The following is a 22,226-nucleotide window of genomic DNA, read 5'->3' as shown; positions in this document are numbered from 1 at the left end:
TCTTCATACCAACTCCTCATCTGAGCTGAGGAGCCATCATCTTCAGGTTCCTTTGGCACGAAATTTCCCGGGCCGGTCATCCCCGCCTCGATGTTGTCTCAAGACTTTTGTCCGACATGACTGCCGTAGCGCCGTGGATGACGGTTGCTGCGGAAATAAGGCGGGCGCTCAAACACACGGTCTCGTCTGGTTTGGCGGGCAGCCGAGTGATGGCACTTCCCCATTTCCCAATCGCCCACTTGAGCAATTCGCGGAAAGCCCAAGGAAGCCGTCCTCGTCGTGCAGATGCTGCAATGGATTTTTCCTTTCGACGACGCGACGTAATAGGCAGAGCGCCTGCTTTGCATCAATGAAATTCCACACTTGATCGGCGTAACGATCAGAGTTTATGGAAAAACTATTCGGATTGAAGAAATACATGTTTTAATTTTTATTATTGGCGAATCAAAAAAATACATTATTTTGATTTTAATAATTATCCTTGAAATAGTTTGTTGACCACAGTCCTTTGAGAATTTATTGTGCGAAATGTAAAGAAACTATTGATGTCGATCTTCACATGACGGATTTTGGGAAATTCACTCGTAATCGTCGTAAGGCGCTCAAGCTCACTCAAACGGAGTTGGCGCGTCGGCTAGGCGTTGATGACGCATACGTCAGTGCGATCGAGCGCGGCGTGCGCACACCTAGTGACGTTGTATTCATTGAGCAACTCGGGCGAGCCCTAGACCTCGACGCGAGTGGTCAGAGCGAATTGGAAGCAGTCGCGGAAAGCTCAAAGCGCTTGCTTCGTTTGTCTAACCCTCTGCCGCTGTACAAGTACCAGGTCATCGCGGCTCTAGTCAGGGATTCGTCACTGACGGAGTCGGATATGGAGACGATCGCAAAGGTACATGCTGCGATCGTTCAAATTCGAAGCGCCACGGCAGGAGCCGCCGGCATTGAGAGCGGGGAGACCATGTAAAAGCAAAAGCGCCACAAACCAGAAGGCCTGCAGCGCTTTTGGATCAGAACCGGTAAAGATTCCTCTCTAGACAAGATTGAGTCTCTACCTCTCTGACCTCAGCGTCAAGTCCTTCGTTTTCCCTGTGATTTTCGCCTCGTTGAGATTCGACTAGTTTTAGTCGAGTCTCTGACGCCGCTCGTCTTTTGGCGGCGAAATATTCAACAGCATATTGCTGTCGAGGCGGAATTCCAAGTAACTAGCGCTCGAAAGAGACGCGACGGAGAGAGCTCGTGCCTAGAAAATCGAAGACTGCTATTTCCCCTCCTTTAACACGCCGTCCGCGTCGGATCGTTACGGTCTCGGGCCGAGGCGTTCGAGGGCGATTCCCCAGCCGAAAGTCCCAAAAACCTCCGCAGTTCGAAAGCCTCGTTGAAGAGATGATGCTGCTCGTTGCCGAAGTCGCACCGATAGTGAAGGCGATCACAACGCAGCCCTGCGTTTTCCAATACTCGAATGGCGACCGCATGCGCCGCTATACACCGGATTTGGCGCTCGATACCACGGTAGGAGCGTTCTACGTGGAGGTCAAGGACGAGGCCTCGCTAGTTGAGGGCTCAAGAAATGTCGAGAGATTGAGAGCGGCGCTGACGCATCTGAAGGAACGCGGTGAGCGCCTGTTCATCGTGCTGAGAAGTGACCTAATCGAAAACGACCTTCATCGTCGGCTTACACGAATACTCAGAATGAGGCCAATTCGGCGGAGGCATCGGCCGGGTATCGACACGAGTCTCTGGGACCCGGAAGGCGGGACAACTCCGCCGGTCGACATCCATGAACAGTGGGAGAGCGCGAAGCAAGAGTGTGACGCTTTGCTCCGTCGGATCATGAAGCGCGATCCGGACGGCCTTCTACCGCTGCAAGCTCGTTGATCGGGGTGTCCATCATGGCAAACTTCACGAAAGACCAAACGATTTTCCGTGGCGGCGCGAAGTTCCGCATCGTCCGAATTCAGAACAATGTGGCTCAGATCGAGAACACGGTGACGGGGGAATTTTCCAGCCACGACGAAGCCGATTTGTTAGAGGAGTACGTAAAGGGGTATCTCAGAACGGTCAACACTAAGGAGTATCAGCGAGCTCCAAAGCCAAATTCAATAAATGACCTTGCTCGAGCAGCCGAGGGTGATGATGTACGGGGAGATTTTGAGACTCGTCGCAGGGTTAATTACCTGGTTATGCTCGATCGAATGGGGGCGTTCGAAAGCACGAGATCAGCACTTCGTAAGGCGATTCGAGCAGTCGCGGTGGAACTTGCTGATGCTACCCCGCCGCATGAAACCACAGTATATCGTTGGCGGCGCAAATACCGCCTCGCTCACCGCGATGTCCGCGCTTTACTTGGTCAAACCGAGCATCGTGGCGGAAGAGGAAATTCAAGGCTAGATCCAATTGTGGAAGGCATTATTCACGAGAAGATTGAAACCGCATTCCTCAATAGCAGGCGCGGCAAACCAGAAGAGGTACATAACGCAGTTTTTCTGGAAATACAGCGCCAAAACACGACGCGTATCGAATCCGAGTGGTTCGAGGTCCCCAGTCTTCGAACCATTGAACGGCGGATACAGGCGATCGACGGCTACGATCGGGCTATAGCACGCTATGGTGTTCGCGAAGCTATGCGCCGGTATGCAAATCAATACCGCGCACGTGGTGTATCCCGGATCCTGGAAATCGTTGAGCTCGATCATACGCCAGTCGATCTGATGGTCACTGACGAACACGGCGTTTGCATCGGTCGACCGATGTTTACCGTCGTTATCGACCGCTTTTCTCGGTGTGTCCTTGGCTTCTGCTTCAGCCTAGCCGGGCATGGCGTTCATGCAGTGTTCGAGGCGTTGCGGCACGCGATGCTGCCGAAGAGTTACCTGGGCGATGCATTCCCAGAGTTGGATCTGGAGTGGCCGTGTTATGGATGGCCGGAGCGTCTACTGATGGACAACGGTCGGGAAATGCATGCGTATGCTGTTATTGATGCATTGACAAACCTCGGCGTAATTTGCGAGTACGCGGCATCTCGATCCCCAAACGATAAACCATTCGTCGAGCGTTTTATCAAGACGTTCAACTACTCCTTCATTCACACGCTTCCCGGTACAACACTGGCAAAGATTGGCGATCGCATTGGCTTCAAAGCTGAGGATGAGGCTAGTCTGACGTTGGAAAAGCTCAACGAAATGGCGCACACGTGGATTACTTCCGTGTATCACGTCAGACCGCACAGAGGACTGAACGGACGCACGCCGCTTGATGTCTGGAAGGAGAGTGCGGCCGTATTCCCTCCTCAGTTGAAATGCAACGCAGAAGATCTCAGCATCGAGTTCGGCGGTTACACGGAACGTGCCGTCCAGCATTACGGTATTGATCTCAACACGTTTGTTTACAGTTCTTCCGAGCTGCTCGCGCTTCGCAGGATGTTGCCCGTCAATCAGAAGGTGCATGTCAAGGCACCGTTTGAAAATGCGGGGCAGATCTGGGTGTGGAATCCTATTGAATCGCGCTATTTCGCAGCCCACAACAAAGACGATAGGTACGTCGGCCTCACGATTGAGCAGGCCAAGGCGCTAACTAAACAGTCGCAGCCCCTGGACCCGCACCAACGCACGCGTGCGAGCGCTGAGGAACGAATTCGTGAGCAGAGTGGCGATGCGATGCGGGCCAAGGAGCTGAAGACTCGCAAGCGTGGCGCGCGTCAGGCACACATCACGTCTAAGAGCATCAACCGTCCTCAACTTCCCGCGCCGGAACCGGCACCGATCCAAACTCCGAATTCGCTGGTGGGCGACGACGAGCTTTACGAATTTGCCGTAGACGTCTCCGGCGAAGGAGGCCGTAATGACAGCTAACACGTCCCTGAAGCCTACAGTCACGGATATACGGTCGAACTTCATCTACTTCCACCACGTTAAACACTTGCTCGCCAGGCTGGAGCGCATGTACGAGTACCAATGTTCTAGCGACGAAGCCGACCACCTGATGGTGGTCGGGGAGTCCGGCGTGGGCAAGTCGACGCTGCTCGAAAAATACGTGACGAAGCACCCTCCTATTCAGCATGAGGAGTTCACGGAAGTTCCCGTCCTCTATGTGCCGCTGGGACAGTCGCCAACCCCGCGGATCTTGGCCAGTACCATCCTGCAACGATTGGGGGATCCGAAGTGGAATTTGGGGCGCGAGATCGAGCTGACGGCACGTCTAGTCTTTCTCATCAAACAGTGCCGCGTGAGAGTCGTCATCATCGACGAAGCGAATCACCTGGTTGACCGAGGCGGCGAGAAGACCCTCCACACCGCAGCTGATTGGCTCAAGCGGTTAGTTGATGCAACGCGCGTGTCGTACGTGATCGCAGGCATCCCACGTGTTCGGCGTCTGCTTGCGACGAACGATCAGTTGCGAGACCGATTTCGCGAGGTCGTAGAGATAGATCGGTTTTCCGTGGCCACGCAGTTCACCGAACGTGAGTTCCGAAGTGTACTGAAAGTCTACAAAGGGTATCTCCGGCAACTCCCGACGGTGGACATCGCGAGCGGCGCATTTGCGCAACTCATGGCCTTCGCCACCGATGGTCGTCTTCGCGACATCCGTCGATTGCTTGTTCGTGCTGTCGAGCTAGCGTACGAGCAGCAGAGTCCTAGATTGACCGACTTGGTCTTGGCAGAAGCTTTCCGCGCAGTCATTTACCCAGGATCGCCGGACGATCGAAATCCATTCCTAAAGGCGTTCAACATGATGCCGCTCGTGAAGCTTGATGAGCCCTTTTCTCCAGTGGAGCGATGATATGAGCGCTGCGAATCACATCGGCTTACCGCTTTGCCGTCCGAGCCCACATTACGATGAATGGTCCGAGACATATCTATTTCGAGTAGCGCGCGCGAACGGCATCTATCGTCCTCGCATGAGCGACATTGAGCGCCTCCGGCCCACGCTGAGCACAACAGCTTCAAGCAGATCAGACGGCTACCCGGTTTGGACGGAGACGACGTTACCGCGCTGGAGCGTGGTTACTCGGGTCAATCCGATTCGATATTGCCCGCAATGTATGGTCGAGTCCCGATACATTCGCGCACGATGGCGGTTGACCCGACTCGATGTATGCACCCTGCATGGAGTTCGCCTAAAGGATGACTTGGCCGAACCGGTGATGACCAAAGGATACCGGCAGCCGGACAAGCACTTCATCACTGAGGTAACGGACGAACAGCTGTGGGAGGGGGCGCTGTGTCCGATGCCCTGCGAAATGCGTCACGCACAGCGGCTGTGGTCCGGGTTCGAGCAATTGCTCAATGGTGGCAATAACGCCGCAGCGTTTGACGAACTCGTCTACATCCTGTTTTTGGAAGCTATGCTGGATGCGATCGCGACGACGTGCGAGGAGGCTAGATCGGAGACGTTTCACGCTCCTCGGTCGGCTCAGATCGCGGAGCTCGCGGATCGCTTTCAGCTTCCGATAGAGCCAAACCAAGAAGGTCTTCGGCAATTCTTGATCCATATTGAACGGCCCTCGCACCGAAACGCGGTGCTTGCGAGACTACGCCGGATGCTTCTTGACGAAGCTATGCGCCCCACTTGCCTATCTACGCTGCCCATCGCAGAGTTGCGGCAAGAATTCTTCATGGTCGGGTACCTAGCGCCTCGCACTCCCACGCGTACCGCACTCCATCCTGCTCGCGACATTCCAGACGGCTATATCAGTTTCGAATCCGCTGTAGCCCTCATCGGATGCTCATCTGAGATGTTGCGGCATCTAATTCACCATAACGTTTGTCAGGGTTCGCGCACCGTCCTCAATGGAATTCGACGGTATACCTATTTGCCAAGGGCCGCGGCACAAGAGTGCCGTCGTTGGTACGCGTCTCTCGTCACGCCAGGCAAGGTTCCTCGAGAGCTTAATGTCGACCATCGAGCGTACGTGGCGCTTAGAAGTATGGACATCCTGCGACCTATTGTGGTGGAGAGCTCCACGTACTTCCGGAAGGCCGATCTGGTCAGCGTCTGCCAGCGCTTGGAGGAGATAGCGCGTCCGCATCCGGGCGATGCTGAGCCCACATACTCCCTGTTCGGAGATTGGATGGCGTGGCGTGGAGGTACCAGGGCGTTATCGCTGAAAATCGTGAGGGAAGTGTTCAACGGGGATCTCCCTGTCTACCGGAAACTGGATTGCCCCGGATTGTCGGCGTACTTCGTCGACGAAACTGCGGTAAGACGGTTGCGCGAACTGCGGCGAGTCGAGGGCGGGCGAGCGCGCAAGCGGCACATTACTCATGGCCAGCTTTCCTTGCTACCGCAATGAAGTCATCTTCTACCTATGTTACCGACTGGCGAGCGCTGGGGATGCGGTTGTTTCACGGCCGCTTCCTGGTCCGCCCGTGCGCCCGTCTGGACGAGAGCTATCTTGGCTATCGATTGAGAGCGGCGGCGTCCAACGGGCTATCTGACCCTGGTTGGATGTTGCCAGTCGAAAGTAGATTGCCGAAGATGCACGGCGCTGCACGATGGTGCCCTCTTTGCTTAGCTGCTGCCAACGGATACTGGAAGGAGGATTGGATTTCCGGGCCAGCTGCGTGCTTTGAGCATCGTTGTTGGCTAACGTCGATCTGCACGGGATGTCATCGTGCCTTGCGCTGGAAGCAGGCGCGACTATCGACGTGCATTTGCGGCGCGTCACTAACGCTCGCGAAATTTGAGTGGTTTTCACAGGACGTGGGGTGTCTGATCGATGCCTTATCCGAAGGCGACGCTCGCGATCTATCCGTGGCAGACCGGTGGGAGCTCGCGCGCTTTCTCGGCGCATTGTGTCTATTCGGGCTGCGGGGGAAACCGCAAAAGCGAGCGTCACGTAGGTCTGAGGATATGGAAAAAAACGTCGTAACGGCGGGGGCACCACTCGTCATAGATCGCAAAGCTTGCTTTGAGCTGATGGATCGCTTACGAGTGCCGCAGGCAGCTTCAATGTGCGTTCCACTTTTGTCGGACGCGTTTCCCCACCTGCTCGCAATGTTGCGTAAGCAATTGGCCGTCGGGGCGAGACGCTGGCTGTTGGAGTTGCTGAACGACTATGTCGAATACGCGGTTTCCAACGGAGACGTATTGCTGTGGGAGAGGAAAGACAGAATATCGTCGTCGGACCCGCGTTGCGGGGAGATGCCGCGCAGCTCCTCGATTGCCCGAATTATTAGGCAAACGGGAGAGGTGGTACCGGTGAGACGAACCAAAGCTGGGCGACGCAAGTTTGTCGTCGCTGACGTCAGCCTTCAACGGCTGCGGGAAGTACAGCGTTCTTTGCTTTCTGCAAAGACTGCGGCTCGATACATTGGACTTTCCTCGACGCGCATTCGCGAGCTGGTGAGGTTGGGGCTGATCGATGGCGTAGAAGGTCGCATACGCAAGGACTCACTAGATCGCATGGTGGGTCGTGTCGCATCCGTAAGCACCGAGAACAAGGAGCTTGTCGATCCCGTACGTTTGGGAGAAGCGCTTCGACGATACGTCCCCACACATGCGTCCGAAGTTTTTTTTGCGAAACTGACCTCCGGCGCTATTCGGCTCGTTGATGCGGGCACCGTTCTGGGCGACTTCGCTGTTGAGCGGAGCGACGTGCTCGAAAGTTCTCTTGGTACCGTGACGGTATGTGATCAGGTATCCATTGTTGAGGCAGCTCGGCGCATTGGAGTAAAACAGGAGGTGATGTATCACCTCGTTAATGTGGGTCTAGTGCGCTGTCAGTCTGGGAGACTACGAACGCGTTCCGCGCGCACGATTAGTCTCACGGAGCTTGCGCGATTCAGACATCGCTTTCAACCACTAGTCCACGTCGCTCGAGCGCATGGCGTCTCGTCGCGCTCCGCGTTGTGTTGGGCTCGCGCGAACGGTATCGATGTCGTTTCCGGACCATTGGTTGACGGTGGACGGCAGTACTGGATTCGAACTAACAGTTCGTGAGCGCGCGAAGCTGGTCACACACGATCGAATGCTTCTCCGGCTTTTAGCGATACAGAACCGAATATTGGGAAATGCAGCCATGAAATTGCTGATACTTTCTGATTTGCACAACGAATTCGAGCCATTTGCAGTCGATGCGGAGGCGCTAGCCCGAGCCGATGTTGTCGTTCTGGCTGGCGATATTCACACGAAGGTTCGAAGCGTGGAATGGGCTCGTGAACTGGCCAGTGCTTCCCAGAAGCCAGTCCTCTTGGTGGCTGGGAATCACGAGTTTTATGGAGGGCATTTTGATGGTGCCCTAGAAAAACTACGTGCGGCAGCGGCTGGAACGAATGTGACGTTCATGGAAAATGACGAACTGGTGTTGGATGGCGTCAGGTTCCTTGGTTGCACGCTGTGGACCGACTTCAAGCTGTACGAGGGCGAAGTGTCTCCCGGGGTAAGCATGCGAGACGCTCAAAGTTCGATGAGCGACTTCCGCTTGATTCGAGCGACCTCCTCGTTTCGAAAGCTCTATCCGATAGACACTGTCCGTCGCCATGAGGTCTCGCGCGCATGGCTGCGCAATAAACTAGCCGAACCGTTTGACGGCAAGACTGTCGTCATTAGCCACCACGCACCGTCGATTCAGTCGGTTGATCCTGAGTACGACGGAGATTCGCTGACACCTGCATACGCTTCGAATCTGTCCGATCTGATGGGCCCTGCCGTCGACCTATGGATTCACGGGCATATGCATACGAGCTTCGATTACATCGAGCCTCCAAAGCATGATGCCGCCGCACGCGGGACGCGCGTCATTTGTAATCCGCGAGGGTACTCGCCGCGACACCTGAATCCGCAGTTCGATCCCGGCTTAATCGTCGAGTTGTAGTGGGAGATCTGCAAGGGGGCGCGGAGGACTTTTCGTATGGGATTGACTGCAACGAGACGTACACGGCTTTCACCGTGCTAGATGGTCGAGATAAAATCAGGCAAGCAGAACCAATGACCGACGGGGGAATTTTGAAGCTCGAGTTGCGAAAGCGTGTTTTGGAGTGCCTGCAATCCGCTCATGGCGAAAAGCTGACGGCGTCAGAGATTGGCCGCTGGATCATGGCGAACTACCCTGAAGAGTGCGCCCTAAAGCTTGCGAACAGCACCGTGATGGAGACTGACGATCAGCTTCTGACGCAGCTTCGCGCAGAGATCTATGGATCACAGCGAAGCTGGCAACGGCAAGATCCTTCGTTGAAGACCACAGAGGGGCGGCCTCGCCGCTTCTTCTGGTCGACCAAAGACGACGAAACGGAGGTCGCCGAAGCGGAGGGGGCGGTTAGCCCGGTGCAGGGGGCAAAGCGGACCGAGCATTCGCTGTATCCCCTTCTCTCAGAGTATCTCTGGACCGAGCACAACGTACATTCCATGCGGATCGATGAGAAGCGATCTAGTAACCGAGTTGGGTCTGGCGCCAATGAATGGTTGCATCCGGATGTGGTTGGAATGGAGGATCTCTCCACCGAATGGGCTCCCGAGATTCGAGCCTGCGTGCGAGAACATGCGGATACCAGAACGAAGCTCTGGGCGTTCGAGGTAAAGCTGCTGCTCAACAGGTCAAATGTTCGCCGGAGCTTCTTCCAAACAGTCTCCAATGCCTCTTGGGCAAACTTCAGTTACTTGGTTGCAGCCGAAATTGAAGGGCCTGACATCATGAAGGAGTTGCGGCTTCTGGCGACTGCGCACGGAATCGGTGTCATTCAGTTGGATGTGACAGATGTTTCCGCAAGCCAAGTGCTAATTCCTGCGAGAGAACGACCAAACGTCGATTGGGACACGTGTAATCGGCTCGCGGAAGAGAATCGGGACTTTGTGGAATACATCAAGCTGGTCAGAAAGTTTTACCAGACGGGCGAGACCAATGTCCGCGACTGGGGCATGTAACTTTCCGGCGATGCTGGCTTATTTAGCTAACATCGCGGACAGACGAAGCGCGAAGATCGGTGCCAGGCAAGATAATTCTCAGCAATGTTCTTGCCTGTTCGTCAAATACCGACCTGAAGCTTGGCCTACAGGCGTTCAGAGGCCAGTACAGCATCGGATGTTTTGGAGATCCGCGCCCCGCATTCCTCGATTCCATACCGGCCGTGTGTTTTGGTGACTTTCAGCGAAGTGCGAGTCAATTTCTCTCATGCGGGGCCTTCCATCTCAGTAGCCTTTCGAGAGGACGGGGTTCACCCAACAGTTCTTTAGCCAGTGAAACGCGGTCAATTAGCTTTTGCCGTTCGCCCTCGTCCAGGCTATCAATTGCGTTCTCAACCTCGCTGAAAAACGCTTCAATTCGTCGGGCTTCGTCCCAGCCTGCGATGACGGTCAGCAGGTCAGCTCGCGCGTCCTGACGGCATTTCTCTTGTCTGGCATGTGCTTGCGCCTCCCGTTGGCGCTGCATCTCTTCGTCCCACTGCCTGCGTTTCTCCTCGGCTTGAAGTCTCGCGATGTCAAGCTCCGAACTCAAAGCGGGACCTGCAGCCTCCAATGCGGAAACGATATTGGGCAGAATCGATGAGAGTTGTCCTGGCTTTTCTTCGCGCCAGTGCTTGGTCCACTTGACTAGCCACGACGGACAATATGCTTGCAGGCAAAGGCGACCCGATGCCACATCCTTCATCGTTGTCCAATACCCTTGCCTCTTGTACCTCTCGCGTTGAGTCGGCGTGACGCCGCTAAGGGGAACGTACTGGCTATTGCCGACGTACTGCATTTCAACGACTTCACTCATCTCGAAGAGCGTCAGGCCGATTGGAACGTCATATATGTACACGACCGTTGGACGCTCAGGCGACCACGGGTCTTGCAGGTAATGATCATTTCTTGGTACCTCGCGCAAATCGACCTCAGCGCGCCGAAGGCGCTCGCTGGCCGGTGCGATTGTCACTCGGTGACCGCGGGAAGTCAGTGAGTTGAAGAGCTTGTCGGCGGTATCGATGCTGGTATCCAGCAGCTCCCTCGACGAAATTAGGTCGGCCATCAACCGTTCGAATGGCCGCAATATGCCTGTTTCGCTGTCCCTAGTTTTGTCGAAGAATGGTTTGATGCCGACGACCAGCGGGTGGACGGACTTTGAAGGGACCGGGCGGCGGGATTTGCGACGTATGACTGGTCCAGTTGCTGGTTGGGCGTCATTGAGCACATGAGGTGTTTGAGCTGCTCTCTTGGTGGCCCGCTCGGTGGTGCCAATTCCACTGCCAGGCTTCCATTCCGTGACATCGCCGGGCCTGGCTTCAGGGAGTGCTGGTCGCAGAGGAGCCTTTCCCACCTCCAGCTTCGCCCAATAACCGCGAGGCGGTCGTGGCACACGTAGCTCTGTACACACTCGGGCCATGTAACTCGAAGAGACTTCGAATCTCGCCGCTATTCGAAGCATTGGCTCTCGCCACACTAGTTCGTACAGTTCCGCGCGGGAAAGTGGATCACCCAAGATTGCATGAATTCCCTCTGTCAATTGGCTCTCCTCATTGGGGAATACTGCCGGTGCAATTAAGTCCCCACATTTATCCGCAAATATCCAGCCCGCTCCCATGCCATTCAGCGAACAACGTACTATCGATTCGTGCGTTGTCGTGAGGTATCCTTATTGCCCGTGGCTGTCTACACGATTAGCATCACTCCAATTTTGAACGATTTCCGAGACAATTCGTAAGGTCGCGCGAATGGATCCAGAAAAAGAAATATATCGAATGGTGCAGGAGGCTATCGCAAATGTCCCCGTCATCGTGCTTGGCAGTGGTGCATCAGCGGCGCACGGAATTCCGGGGATGGGAGCACTTGGACATCATTTGTCCAAGACAGCTCCGCCTCCCACTTCTACGACAGACGAGCTTGCCGGATGGGGCGATTTTTGTTCGATCCTACCCAACACCGACCTCGAGTCTGCGCTTACGAAAGTCGCGCTGGGCCAGGATTTAACTAGACATGTTGTCACGTCAACTTGGCATTATCTCGTCACCCACGACGTAGCGGTCCTTCGCGAGGCGCTGGCCAATCCCGACGCGTTGCCATTAACGCGGCTATACCGTCATCTGTTCCGAAGCACAGCGCGAACATTGTCCGTCGTAACGACCAACTATGACCGGGTCGCTGAGTACGCAGCAGAGATAGCCGGATTCAACACGTATCTTGGATTCACTTCAGGAATGATTGGGCATCGTGTTAGCGGTGCGGCCCCAGTTCTGATGGACGGAAAATTGCCTGCGAGGACGGTAAACATCTGGAAGGTGCATGGATCATTTAGCTGGTTCGAAGATTCGCACGGGGTTGTTATTTCACTTCCTCCATCCGAGCCGCCACCAGTAGGAATGGAGCCGGTTATTGTCACCCCAGGGTTTGATAAGTACCGTCGAACTCATAAGGAGCCGTTCCGGACCATCATTTCCAACGCGGATAAGGCAATTGGTGCTGCGTCGTCATTCCTTTTCGTCGGGTATGGGTTCAATGACGAGCATATCCAGCCTCGAATCGTCGAGCGGTGCAAGGATCACGAGGCTCCGATGATTTTGCTAACCAAGGAAATTAGCGAGAAGGCTCATGAGTTTTTTCAGAGCGGAATGTGTAAACGGTATCTGGCGCTCGAAGAATCGGCTCTGGGAACGAGAGCATATTCCGATCTGTTTCCTGGCGGATTGGAACTGGCGGGGCACAACATTTGGCAGTTTGACGAATTTCTCTCTTTGTTCATGTGAGGAAGCGAAATGGGAATTCTGGATTACGAGGACCAAGAGGCGTTTGGACGAGTGCGCGCGGTAGACACAGCGACCGTGGTCGTTGCCGTGGATGATGTCGAACGCTTGCGGAAGCTTCAGGTAAATCGACTCGCCGTACTGCAAAGCAGCCGCCCGGGAGAGCACTTGGTTGGAATAATTCAAAAGATCACACGAACAGCGTTGGATGACGTGCATGAGCGCGATGAGCTGGGAGAAGTGAGTCCCACGGAGCAGAACATCGTACGTATCTCTCTTATTGGGACCTTAGCTAGCAGAATTGGGGATCGGGAGAACGTATTTCTACGAACACTGGAGACAGTGCCCGAAATTGACGCGAATTGTTTCGCTTTGGAGGACGCGCGATTGACGGAATTCATGCGCGTCATCGCCAACATTTCTGGGGACGCGCAGAAGTTGTCGATTGGGAATTACACCTTGGACAAGAATGCTGAGGCGTATCTCAATGGCAACAAATTCTTCCAACGGCACGCAATCATCGTCGGAAGCACTGGATCCGGCAAATCTTGGACCACGGCGCGTATCCTTGAGCAGACAGCAGACTTACAGAACGCAAATGCGATCGTCTTTGACGTCCACGGTGAATACACGCCGATCGCCGGAGACGGGGTGCGACATTTCCGAATCGCGGGCACGCGCGATCTTGAGCGCGGAGCGACTCTCTCTGAGGGGGTGATCTTCCTTCCTTACTGGTTGCTCGGCTACGAAGCATTGACCGCAATGTTCGTCGACCGTTCTGACCAGAACGCGCCAAACCAAGCAATGGTCATTTCCAGAACCATTGTCGAGGCCAAACAAGCGTATTTGCAAGCACTAAGTCAGGACGCTATCTTGGCCAACTTCACCATTGATAGCCCTATCCCGTTTGATCTAAATTTCGTGTTGTCCCGGCTTGAACAGCTCAATGCTGAGATGGTCGCCGGCTCATCTAGAGAGAAGCAGGGCGAGTTCCATGGGAAGCTGAGCCGGTTGATTCAACGCTTGTCAGCGAAGGCAAGCGATCGACGCCTTGGGTTCTTGTTCCAAGGGGGCGCGGAAACCTTGGAGCTGCAGTGGTTGGATAGACTTGTAGTCGCATTGACGGCAGGAACCAAAGATCAAGCTGATGGCAAAGGCGGTGTCAAGATCATCGATTTCTCCGAGGTGCCATCGGACATTCTTCCGGTTATGGTGAGCCTAGTTGCACGCCTCGCGTTCGCCGTACAACAGTGGACAGAGACTTCGCAACGGCACCCCATTGCCCTTTTCTGCGACGAAGCCCACCTTTACATTCCTGAGAGGGCGTCTTCGGGCGGCGCAGGAGAGATATCGGTTGAAATCTTCGAAAGAATCGCGAAGGAGGGACGAAAGTACGGGGTCGGTCTAGTAGTTATAAGCCAACGTCCTTCGGAAGTGAATCGCACCGTATTGAGTCAGTGCAACAACCTCGTTGCAATGCGTTTAACTAATGGCGACGATCAGAACGTTGTTCGGCGGCTACTACCTGACAGCCTGGGAGGGTTCGGGGATCTGCTGCCGATCCTCGATACAGGCGAGGCGTTGGTGGTCGGCGACGCCAGCCTGTTGCCAACGCGAATTCGGATCACCGAGCCGACACGTCGACCTAATAGCGGCACCATTGATTTTTGGGAGCGCTGGGGCGGCGGGGACGAGCATAAAACGCACGCCGTGGCCGTAGACAACTGGCGAAAGCAGTCTGTACAGGCTTCTGCCTGAACGGTGACTCTCGGTCGCTTGGTTGCTCCGATCGAGCAGGTGGACCCGAAAGAAGGATGGAGCCTATGGACGTTGGAGTGACGGCGTTTCGACATCAAGCTTCGGGTGGGCTCATATTAGGGCAGACTTCGGCATATTCAATTCCTTGATCTATGGATCCCATTTATGTGACTGCGTTCGCCGGTTTGGTGGGCGCGATATCAACGTGCATTTGCGTTGCCATAACTGCTCGTACCCAAACGCGCAATCAGCACTTTAGCAACCAATTTCAGTTGACGCTTGCTCAAGAAAAAACGAGAAGCGATCTTATGGTTAAGTCCAGAGAAACTGCCGCCATACAGTTATCCATCGCTCATCGACTTCTAAGTCACATCGAGCGAGAGTTTTCGGTGACTGGGTTCAATATCGTATGGACTGCGTCGATGTCAGTGGATGATTTCAACATCAAATACATGGCGTTGTGCGAACGATTCGACGAGCTACAAATGATTGTCGATTTCTACACTCCTGATGCGTCTGCGGTCTGTGAAAAGCTCTACGGAGAGATGAACATGTTCTGGGGAAATGTCCAGAACGTCCTTTATCTCACGGCCGAGGGAAGAGAGGTTGACCACAAAACGAGCTGTCTTCAGAAAGCACATGACGCAGCAATCGAAATCGGCCGGCACGCCGCATCCGTCAAACATTTGCTCCAACAGAGTTTCAAAGCCACCAGCGCTTCTGGGATGATTTCTCAATAATAGTCCATATGAATTTCGACGAAGAGCGCGGGCATCGCTGCGGCGATAACCAACGGAATCGGCGGGGCCGGGCAGACGCGGTTTGATGAAACGAGGCAGCCACTGTCGGCCGTCGTTGTGATCCGCTACATCGCGAAATAATTCAATTAGGCGCCTTGCAGGCGCTTGCAGGAGGCCAGTTGAGCAGTATTGGGTGGATTGATTTTTCTTCGACTGATCGGGAGCGCGTGACAGGGGTGCTCGCCTTGTTGAGCGAGGCCGGTACGCTGGACGAGCTGGGCATTGCGCAATTGCGGGATGCCTTCTCCGATAGTCTATTCCCCGGCTTTTCGACGATTCAGACGCGTGCGAAATATTTCGTCACGGTTCCGCAACTCTTCGCCGACTACTGGGCGCTTACGCCCGGAGCGTGCGCGGGCCGCACACTGGAGACGTATCTCAAGGATGCCGAGGACAGTTTGGCTGAGTTGTTGGTGCGTAACCACGAGTCGGATACCCGCGAGCATGGCGCCCCAAATCCGAACGGCATCATCGGCCGGGAACGTATCGGCAGGGGCGGTGCCGCACGCCGGCCTTCGTCGACCTACTGGACCGGCTTGCGCAAGTTCGGTCTGATCAACACCGAGTTGTCGCTTGCTGAATTCTGCCGCAGCGCAGCCAAGTCACGGTCCACGGGTCACCTGCTGGCGGAAAGCGCTGAGATCGACAGCGATGACGACGACATTGTGAAGCGCAGGCGACTCGTCGCAACCGTGTCGCGGTTAAGCGCGACGTGGCGCGAGGACATTCGCATTGATCTGTCACGTGCCGAAGCCGAACTGCTTCACAAGAAAATCAGCTTTTCCGAGTCACTCAAGCACAGCATTCCCGCGCAGTTGATCAACGCTGATCTGCTCAACGATGAGGTGCTGCTGACAATCGATTCATTTGAAATGCTGAGCGAAGCACTCTGCAATCTGCCGCAGATTTCCGAGGTTTGTCGAACGACGGCGCGCAATGCCGCGCGCTTCAGCAAAGCGATGCTTGGTGCGCATCTGCGTTTTAACTATCTGATCGCCAACAATCTTCAGCAGACGCAGCGGGCACAAGAACTGAGCGAACAGTTTGAAGAATGGCGCGGCGCGGCGAACGACAGCGCGCTTTTTCACCCGGACGCCATCGATGAATGGTTTGCGCCCTGTGTCGCGCAAGGCATCCGGCCGGCATTCAATACTCGCCGGTTCATCGGTGCCTGGCACGAAGCCATGAGTGCTGGTGCGCCGACCAGCAAGCTCGACTCGCTGGTGCGCCAGCAGGCAATCGACAATAAAGGGAACCGCTCGCTGCTTCGACGCTCGCTGCGCCACGATACCGACTGGGTCGGCATCAAGATGCTGCAATACCGCTGGCCGCAGGCGCGGCAGATTCTCATCGATATCAGAGAAGGACTCGCATGCTGAACCCCGCCTCTAACCGTTGCGATTACGGTCAATTGCTGTGTCCGCCCGCACCCGTTGATGCCGGCGGTGAAGTATTCGAACTCGATGCTGCGATTGCCACCACGTATTCGTTGGATCTCAACGCATTGCTTGTACTGCCGGTGTCGCTGGTGCTCGGCAATACCCTGGACGGCGATTTGGCGGGAGAGAAGTTGCCGCTACTCGATGCCATCTCGAGACTGGGCGATCGACTCAAGGTCTTTTATCAGCGTGGCAACATTCACGTGCCGTTGCAGTTCAACCGGCTGTTCGGTCTGCTAGAACCGATGCTTGTGCCTATTGTCCCGGCTGAGGGGGAGCGAGAGCGCAGCGCGGCGTTCTCGTCGTTTCATCCCAAGCTGTGGCTGTTGCGTTACGTCAGGCGTGATCGGCGTGGGGCGAAGACGCTGGACTCGGTACGCAAATATCGCCTGCTCGTGATGAGTCGCAATCTGACTTTCGACCGCAGTTGGGATATTACCGCGACCCTCGATGGCGAGCTCTCGGATGACCCGGCGCGTGAATACGATGCGCTCGCCGACTTTATCACGTCGCTAGAATCGCACGCGCCCGACTTCCAACCGATGAAGTCGATGATCCGTGATCTGCCGCGCGTGCAGTGGAAAACGCCGCAGCCGTTTCGTGATCCGCGCATGCTGCCCGGCGGTGGCGCCCATATCAAGAAGGCCGCCGAACGCTTTAAAAGTCCGCTCAACTTTGGTGGCGCTGTCGACGAACTGCTAGTCGTGTCGCCGTTTCTCGATACTTCGGATAAGAAGGCGCTTAATTGGCTGGGTGAGCGCGTGACAGGACCCCGGTATCTGTTCAGCCGTAGCGAGACGCTGAACGCGCTTGGCGCGCGGGCGCTCTCAGGCTGGAACTGCTATGCGCTGAACGAGCGGATTGTCAGTGGAGAGGAGCGGCAGGAGGAGGACAACGCGCGTACTCAGGATCTTCACGCCAAGTTGATTGTGAGCCGCAGCGGGCAGACGGCGCATTGGCATCTCGGCTCGGCGAACGCGACGCTTGCCGCACTCGGTGAGTCGCTCGACGACGTGCCGCGGAACACCGAGTTCATGCTACGTCTGAGCGGCGCGCACAGCAAAGTTGGAATCGAGACCTTGCTGCGGCAATGGACCGGCGAGGCGAGCAACCATTTCGCGGTGCTGCACGAGTTCGAGCCACTCGATACTGGGGAACAAGACGCGGACCGTCAGCAGTTGCGTATTCTTGTGCATCGGTTGATTGCGGCCAGGTGGAAGCTGATTGCGCACGCAGGAGATGACGATCGTTACCGTCTCGTCTTGTCGACGAGCTTCGTCGACGGCCTAAACGCACCCGATAGCGTTGCCCAGTTCGAGGTGAAGGTCGGCCTGCTAAGCGGGCCGGGAGGGTGGCGGGCGCTGCAAGGCGCGATCGAATGGAGCGGTCTGCGGCTCACGGATCTGAGCGCGCTCTTGCCGGTGCAGATCAGCGATCACGCCGGCAAGGTGAGGCAAACGCTTGTGGTCCAGGCAGACCTGGTCCTGCCGTCCGGCGTTAATCGCACCGACGCGGTGATCCGGGAGCTCGTCGACACGCAGGAAAAATTTCTCGGCTACGTGCGTATGCTGCTTGACCCCACACCTGACAAACGCAAGTTGCTGGGGAGGGACGGACATGGCGGCGAGGTTTCCGATCTGTTTGGCTTTGACGGCAACCAGGCGATGTTCGAGCAGCTAATGCTGGCAGCGGCGCGTAATCCTGGACATTTGCTGCGGGTCGAGCAACTCGTAAGGCGCCTCGATAAGCTGAACGTTGTTGTGCCAAAGGATTTTTCGGCTCTTTGGAAACATTTCGAGCACGTCGCTAAGGATAGCCGATGAGCAGCAAACAGGAATTGATCATCGAGTCGTTCGACAGGCTGACGGATTTTCAGAAAGCGACCGTGAAAGCGGTGGTGCAACGTTTCGAAGAAGATCAGCAGCCCCGCGTGCTCGTGGCTGACGAAGTAGGGCTCGGAAAGACGGTCGTTGCGCGTGGCGTGATCGCGCAAATGTTACTGCGGTATCTGGCGACGCACGGCGATACGCCAGCCAAGCCGCTACGCGTGACCTATATCTGTTCCAATCAGACGTTGGCAGAAGAAAACCGGCGCAAGTTGGCGATTTTCTCAGGGAGGGCCGCGGATGACTTCGTGCAGGCGCCCACCTTCTGGCGGCTTGCGGAACTCGGTGTGAGGCGCGACCAGGCGCAGAGCGGTAAGCTGATCGAGATCTGCACGCTGACACCGGCAACGTCATTTGGCGGAAAGCGGCGGGGCGAGGGCAACGCACATGAGCGCTACATTCTTTTCCGCGCCCTCGCGGAACACCCACTGCTCGCCGGCACGGATCTGGTCGCACTGGAGGCGTTTTTCCAGAAAAGGGTCAAAGGATGGTGGCCGGGGGCCGACGGCTGGCCCGGCCGCGGCGGCATCGTACCGAGCGTTCTGGATGCGTTTCATGCGTCGCTTGAGCAACCTGTGACGTTGCCGCAGGTGGTGCAAGACGCCTTGCATCAACAGCGAATCGGATGCGATAACTGGATTGATTTGTTACGCGACAGTGCGGCCTTCCACGCACGCGACCAAGACGCTTGCATGGCGGCCTTCAACCGGATTCGTACCGAGCTGCGTAGCCGTTTCGTTCGCGCTTGCGCAGGCAATCTGGAAGCCGATCTGTTCATCCTCGACGAATTCCAGCGCTTTAAGGAATTGCTCGGGCGCGAAAGCGAAAGTGAGGAAGGCATAATTGCGCACAAGGTTTTCGAGAATGCGAGGCCAGGCGCCGGCAAGGTGTTGCTGCTTTCGGCCACGCCGTTCAAAGCACTGACGCATATCGATGACGAAGAGAACGCGCATGCCGAGCAACTACGCTTTCTGCTGCGCTTTATCGTCAATGGCGACGAGTCTCGCCTCGACGCTTATGAACAGGCACGCGAGACTTTGCTCAAGGAAATTCTGCGCCTGCGCGATGAATCGCTACAGCCTGCGGACCTGAGTACGCAGCCAAAGGACAACGTCGAAGCGGTGCTGCGCCGCTATATCTGCCGAACGGAGCGTGCGTCGATCGGCAGTGGCGTTGAGAACGTCACGGATGCCAATCATCTGGCGTGCACGCAGACTTTCAACCGTGCAGAAATCGATGCGTTTATCGCGTTCGACAAGGTAGGCCAGGCGCTACGCGTCGCACAACCTGCGATCAGCCACATGCCCGTCATGGAATTCTACAAGGCCGCGCCCTGGCCGTTGTCGTTTCTCGGTGACTACAAGATGCGGGCCCATATCGATGCTTTGCGGGATATGCCCAACGTCAAGGCTGCGCTAAGCAAGGCGACGGCGGCATGGATCCCGGCCGACGCACTGAAGCAATACAAGCTGATGGTGGCCACGAAGGCGCCGAACGCCAAGGTGCGCGAACTGACCCGGACGGTGCTCGGCAACGGTGCCGAAATGTTGCTCTGGGTTCCGCCGAGCCGACCTTACTATGCGCTGGAGGGACCGTTCGCTCTTAATCCACAGTTCTCGAAGACGCTGTTGTTTTCGGGCCTCCTGCTGGCGCCGCGTGCGCTCAGCGGGCTGATTTCGTATGAGGTGGAACGGCGTCTCGTACGGGCGGCGAAAGACAGTCAGGCAACGTATTTCGGCGACGCCCGGGATGCCGCGATAATCCGCTTCGACGATTTCAAACGGCTCGCGCCGTGGGCACTCGTCTATCCGTCGACGACGCTGCGAAAACTGACTTCGTTGCGCAACCTGGGAGCGGAAGCCAGCTCTGCCGATCTCGTGGCTGCAACGAAGCAGCGGCTTACCAGCGATCTTAAGCGGTTGCAAAGTTTCAGCAGGTCCGGGCGAACGCAGAAGGATCTCTGGTATGCGTTGGCGCCGATGCTTCTCGATCTGACTGACCAATCCACTGACGGAGGGAGCGGCGACGCTCTGTCGCCTCGCGACGCCTGTCGAAGGTGGTTGGATGAGTGCGGGTGCGTCGAACTTCGTGAGCAGTTGAATAACGTCGATCTCGATCTCGGCCCGATGCCCGACGAACTTCCCGAGTTTCTCGCCAAACTCGCCATTGCTGGTCCGGGCACCAGTTTGATGTCTAGCCTGGAGCGCGTGTGGGGCAAAAACGATCGCACCTTGGCCCGCCGCGCAAGCCAAGGCGCCATCGATTTCATTCAGCTTTTCAACAACCCCGAAGGTAAGCGCATTCTGAAAGTGACGGGACGTGAGACACGTGCCCCATACTGGAAGGCCGCGCTAGATTACTGCGTCGCAGGCAATTTGCAGGCGATGTTTGATGAGTATCTGCACATGCTGCAATCTGGGGGCCTCGTCATTGACGACGTTATGGCCCGAATCAAAGACGCGTCTCGGCTGCGAGCGGGGAGCGTGACGGCACAAGTTCAGCGCAGCAATGGTAATGCCCTTCGATTGCGTTGCCATTTTGCGGTTGCGATCAGCAACCAGAACACTTCCGATCAGGATGCCATCGACCGGATCAGCAATGTACGCGATGCGTTCAATTCGCCTTTTTGGCCGTTCATGCTTAATTCAACGTCGATAGGGCAGGAAGGCTTGGACTTCCACTGGTATTGCTCGCGCGTTGTGCACTGGAGCTTGCCCTCGAACCCCATTGATCTGGAGCAGCGTGAAGGGCGCGTTAATCGCTATAAGTCGCTGCTGGTACGTCGCCGCGTGGCTGAGTACGTGGGCGATACCTGGGCGCTAACCGATGGCGGGGACACGTGGGCAGCATGGTTCGAACAAGCGAAGTCTGCCCGGAGCCTCGCAGGTGATGCACGCTCGAGCGACCTCGTGCCGTTCTGGCACATGCCTACAGGCAAGGCTCGCATCGAACGTCTAGTGCCGTTCATGCCCATGAGCCGCGAGGAAGCGCGTCTTACCGAGATGTTGAAGATCCTCTCGTTGTATCGGTTGGCGTTTGGGCAGCCTCGCCAGCAGGAGTTGCTGGAAAACCTGTTGGTTCGCGAATTTGACGAGGACGGCATCGAAGAAGTTAGGCGCAAACTGATGATCGATCTTGCTCCGCTCAACTATGCCTCCAGCACTTCATCTGCACCGATCGAAGCCGCCGTTGACGATGCTGAGATCAAGATCGACATGACGGTCGGCATCAGCGAAACCGATGGGAGGGTGCCGTTTGCGCCGCCCCCGCCAGTTGTTGACGACCTGCCTCACTCAGACGGTGCCGTGTCCCCGTAATCCGTGCGATTGAGAGCCTGCGCGATAGGGACAGCCGCGGCGGACCTGTGAAGCTGGAGCAGGATGACACCAACGTTATGAGGCGTTGCGGGGTGTGCGACCTGAAGTGGGCGTTGCGAAACTCGATGATAGTTGGGCACTGGACGCGCGACTACTGTGGCGGTCCGGTAGGCCAGTCGCAAAAAGTTTGGGTCGTCTGCTGGATACCTATTGGCGCTGGCGGCGATAACTCATTGTTTTTATTGAACTCGTAGTCGCGTCGTCTCTGGCGCCCTACGGTAGCTGAACGCATAACCTGAGAATCTGGGACCCATGAGTTGAGAAATTTATGGGTCTTTTTCTTTGATAGCTCGAACGACGTCTCCCCCGATTTGAG

14 protein-coding genes and 1 pseudogene are annotated in these 22,226 nt (G+C 56.1%); 14 read left to right on the top strand and 1 reads right to left on the bottom strand.

The genetic code is table 11. From position 1 onward, the window contains the following. The first annotated feature begins 559 nt into the window (after positions 1–559). From PanNE5_RS07055 to PanNE5_RS07025, 8 genes and pseudogenes are all read left to right on the top strand, one after another. Positions 560–964 (top strand): helix-turn-helix domain-containing protein, encoded by a 405-nt coding sequence (locus PanNE5_RS07055; protein WP_261939519.1) that lies wholly within the window; start codon positions 560–562, stop codon positions 962–964. Positions 965–1,383: 419 nt separating this feature from the next. Further along, positions 1,384–1,875: a Tn7 transposase TnsA N-terminal domain-containing protein gene (locus tag PanNE5_RS07050; RefSeq protein ID WP_261939518.1), complete on the top strand. Its 492-nt coding sequence runs from the start codon at positions 1,384–1,386 to the stop codon at positions 1,873–1,875. A gap of 14 nt (positions 1,876–1,889) precedes the next feature. Beyond that, positions 1,890–3,848, top strand: coding sequence for a Mu transposase C-terminal domain-containing protein (locus PanNE5_RS07045; protein ID WP_261939517.1), 1,959 nt, complete (start codon positions 1,890–1,892; stop codon positions 3,846–3,848). Beyond that, positions 3,838–4,776 (top strand): TniB family NTP-binding protein, encoded by a 939-nt coding sequence (locus PanNE5_RS07040; RefSeq protein WP_261939516.1) that lies wholly within the window; start codon positions 3,838–3,840, stop codon positions 4,774–4,776. Before PanNE5_RS07045 ends, PanNE5_RS07040 begins: the two co-directional genes overlap by 11 nt. Further along, positions 4,748–5,056: pseudogene (locus PanNE5_RS23025) on the top strand (hypothetical protein); the annotation flags it as partial. The gene PanNE5_RS07040 and the pseudogene PanNE5_RS23025, both read left to right, overlap by 29 nt. A gap of 84 nt (positions 5,057–5,140) precedes the next feature. Further along, positions 5,141–6,289 (top strand): hypothetical protein, encoded by a 1,149-nt coding sequence (locus tag PanNE5_RS07035; RefSeq protein WP_261939515.1) that lies wholly within the window; start codon positions 5,141–5,143, stop codon positions 6,287–6,289. A gap of 1,728 nt (positions 6,290–8,017) precedes the next feature. Further along, positions 8,018–8,812, top strand: a complete 795-nt coding sequence (locus tag PanNE5_RS07030) for a metallophosphoesterase (protein ID WP_261939514.1) — start codon at positions 8,018–8,020, stop codon at positions 8,810–8,812. Positions 8,813–8,943: 131 nt separating this feature from the next. Beyond that, complete coding sequence (locus PanNE5_RS07025) at positions 8,944–9,858, top strand: COG2958 family protein (protein ID WP_036664681.1); 915 nt, start codon at positions 8,944–8,946, stop codon at positions 9,856–9,858. Between the two features lie 235 nt (positions 9,859–10,093). Here the strand turns inward: PanNE5_RS07025 and PanNE5_RS07020 are convergent, their stop codons facing one another. After that, positions 10,094–10,942, bottom strand: coding sequence for a hypothetical protein (locus PanNE5_RS07020; protein ID WP_261939513.1), 849 nt, complete (start codon positions 10,940–10,942; stop codon positions 10,094–10,096). 682 nt (positions 10,943–11,624) lie between these two features. On the opposite strand from PanNE5_RS07020, the gene PanNE5_RS07015 reads away from it, so the two are divergent. The 6 genes from PanNE5_RS07015 to PanNE5_RS06990 all read left to right on the top strand — a co-directional run bounded on the left by PanNE5_RS07015 (position 11,625) and on the right by PanNE5_RS06990 (position 21,850). Further along, a complete protein-coding gene (locus PanNE5_RS07015; protein WP_261939512.1) occupies positions 11,625–12,653 on the top strand; it encodes an SIR2 family protein in 1,029 nt (342 codons plus the stop codon). Between the two features lie 9 nt (positions 12,654–12,662). Beyond that, positions 12,663–14,408 carry an ATP-binding protein gene (locus PanNE5_RS07010; protein ID WP_261939511.1) on the top strand — a complete coding sequence of 582 codons (1,746 nt, stop codon included), beginning with the start codon at positions 12,663–12,665 and terminating at the stop codon, positions 14,406–14,408. Between the two features lie 152 nt (positions 14,409–14,560). Beyond that, positions 14,561–15,148 (top strand): hypothetical protein, encoded by a 588-nt coding sequence (locus PanNE5_RS07005; RefSeq protein WP_261939510.1) that lies wholly within the window; start codon positions 14,561–14,563, stop codon positions 15,146–15,148. A gap of 179 nt (positions 15,149–15,327) precedes the next feature. Continuing rightward, positions 15,328–16,587: a DUF6361 family protein gene (locus PanNE5_RS07000; protein WP_261939509.1), complete on the top strand. Its 1,260-nt coding sequence runs from the start codon at positions 15,328–15,330 to the stop codon at positions 16,585–16,587. Beyond that, entirely contained in the window at positions 16,581–18,470 is a 1,890-nt protein-coding gene (locus PanNE5_RS06995) for a phospholipase D family protein (RefSeq protein WP_261939508.1), read from the top strand. The genes PanNE5_RS07000 and PanNE5_RS06995 overlap by 7 nt, the downstream gene beginning before the upstream one ends. Further along, positions 18,467–21,850 (top strand): DEAD/DEAH box helicase, encoded by a 3,384-nt coding sequence (locus PanNE5_RS06990; RefSeq protein ID WP_261939507.1) that lies wholly within the window; start codon positions 18,467–18,469, stop codon positions 21,848–21,850. Before PanNE5_RS06995 ends, PanNE5_RS06990 begins: the two co-directional genes overlap by 4 nt. Positions 21,851–22,226: the final 376 nt, after the last annotated feature.

Source organism: Pandoraea sp. NE5 (assembly GCF_024363545.1).
Classification (GTDB): Bacteria; Pseudomonadota; Gammaproteobacteria; order Burkholderiales; family Burkholderiaceae; genus Pandoraea; species Pandoraea cepalis.
The sequence above is the reverse complement of the archived record's forward strand: the minus strand, read 5'-3'. Positions and strand labels throughout refer to the sequence as shown.

Excerpts from the sequence above, each read along its gene's own strand:
- PanNE5_RS07055 (WP_261939519.1), top strand. The coding sequence starts at position 560 with ATGACGGATTTTGGGAAATTCACTCGTAATCGTCGTAAGGCGCTCAAG.
- PanNE5_RS07050 (WP_261939518.1), top strand. The coding sequence starts at position 1,384 with ATGATGCTGCTCGTTGCCGAAGTCGCACCGATAGTGAAGGCGATCACA.
- PanNE5_RS07045 (WP_261939517.1), top strand. The coding sequence starts at position 1,890 with ATGGCAAACTTCACGAAAGACCAAACGATTTTCCGTGGCGGCGCGAAG.
- PanNE5_RS07040 (WP_261939516.1), top strand. The coding sequence starts at position 3,838 with ATGACAGCTAACACGTCCCTGAAGCCTACAGTCACGGATATACGGTCG.
- PanNE5_RS07035 (WP_261939515.1), top strand. The coding sequence starts at position 5,141 with ATGACCAAAGGATACCGGCAGCCGGACAAGCACTTCATCACTGAGGTA.
- PanNE5_RS07030 (WP_261939514.1), top strand. The coding sequence starts at position 8,018 with ATGAAATTGCTGATACTTTCTGATTTGCACAACGAATTCGAGCCATTT.
- PanNE5_RS07020 (WP_261939513.1), bottom strand. The coding sequence starts at position 10,942 with ATGGCCGACCTAATTTCGTCGAGGGAGCTGCTGGATACCAGCATCGAT.
- PanNE5_RS07015 (WP_261939512.1), top strand. The coding sequence starts at position 11,625 with ATGGATCCAGAAAAAGAAATATATCGAATGGTGCAGGAGGCTATCGCA.
- PanNE5_RS07010 (WP_261939511.1), top strand. The coding sequence starts at position 12,663 with ATGGGAATTCTGGATTACGAGGACCAAGAGGCGTTTGGACGAGTGCGC.
- PanNE5_RS07005 (WP_261939510.1), top strand. The coding sequence starts at position 14,561 with ATGGATCCCATTTATGTGACTGCGTTCGCCGGTTTGGTGGGCGCGATA.
- PanNE5_RS06995 (WP_261939508.1), top strand. The coding sequence starts at position 16,581 with ATGCTGAACCCCGCCTCTAACCGTTGCGATTACGGTCAATTGCTGTGT.
- PanNE5_RS06990 (WP_261939507.1), top strand. The coding sequence starts at position 18,467 with ATGAGCAGCAAACAGGAATTGATCATCGAGTCGTTCGACAGGCTGACG.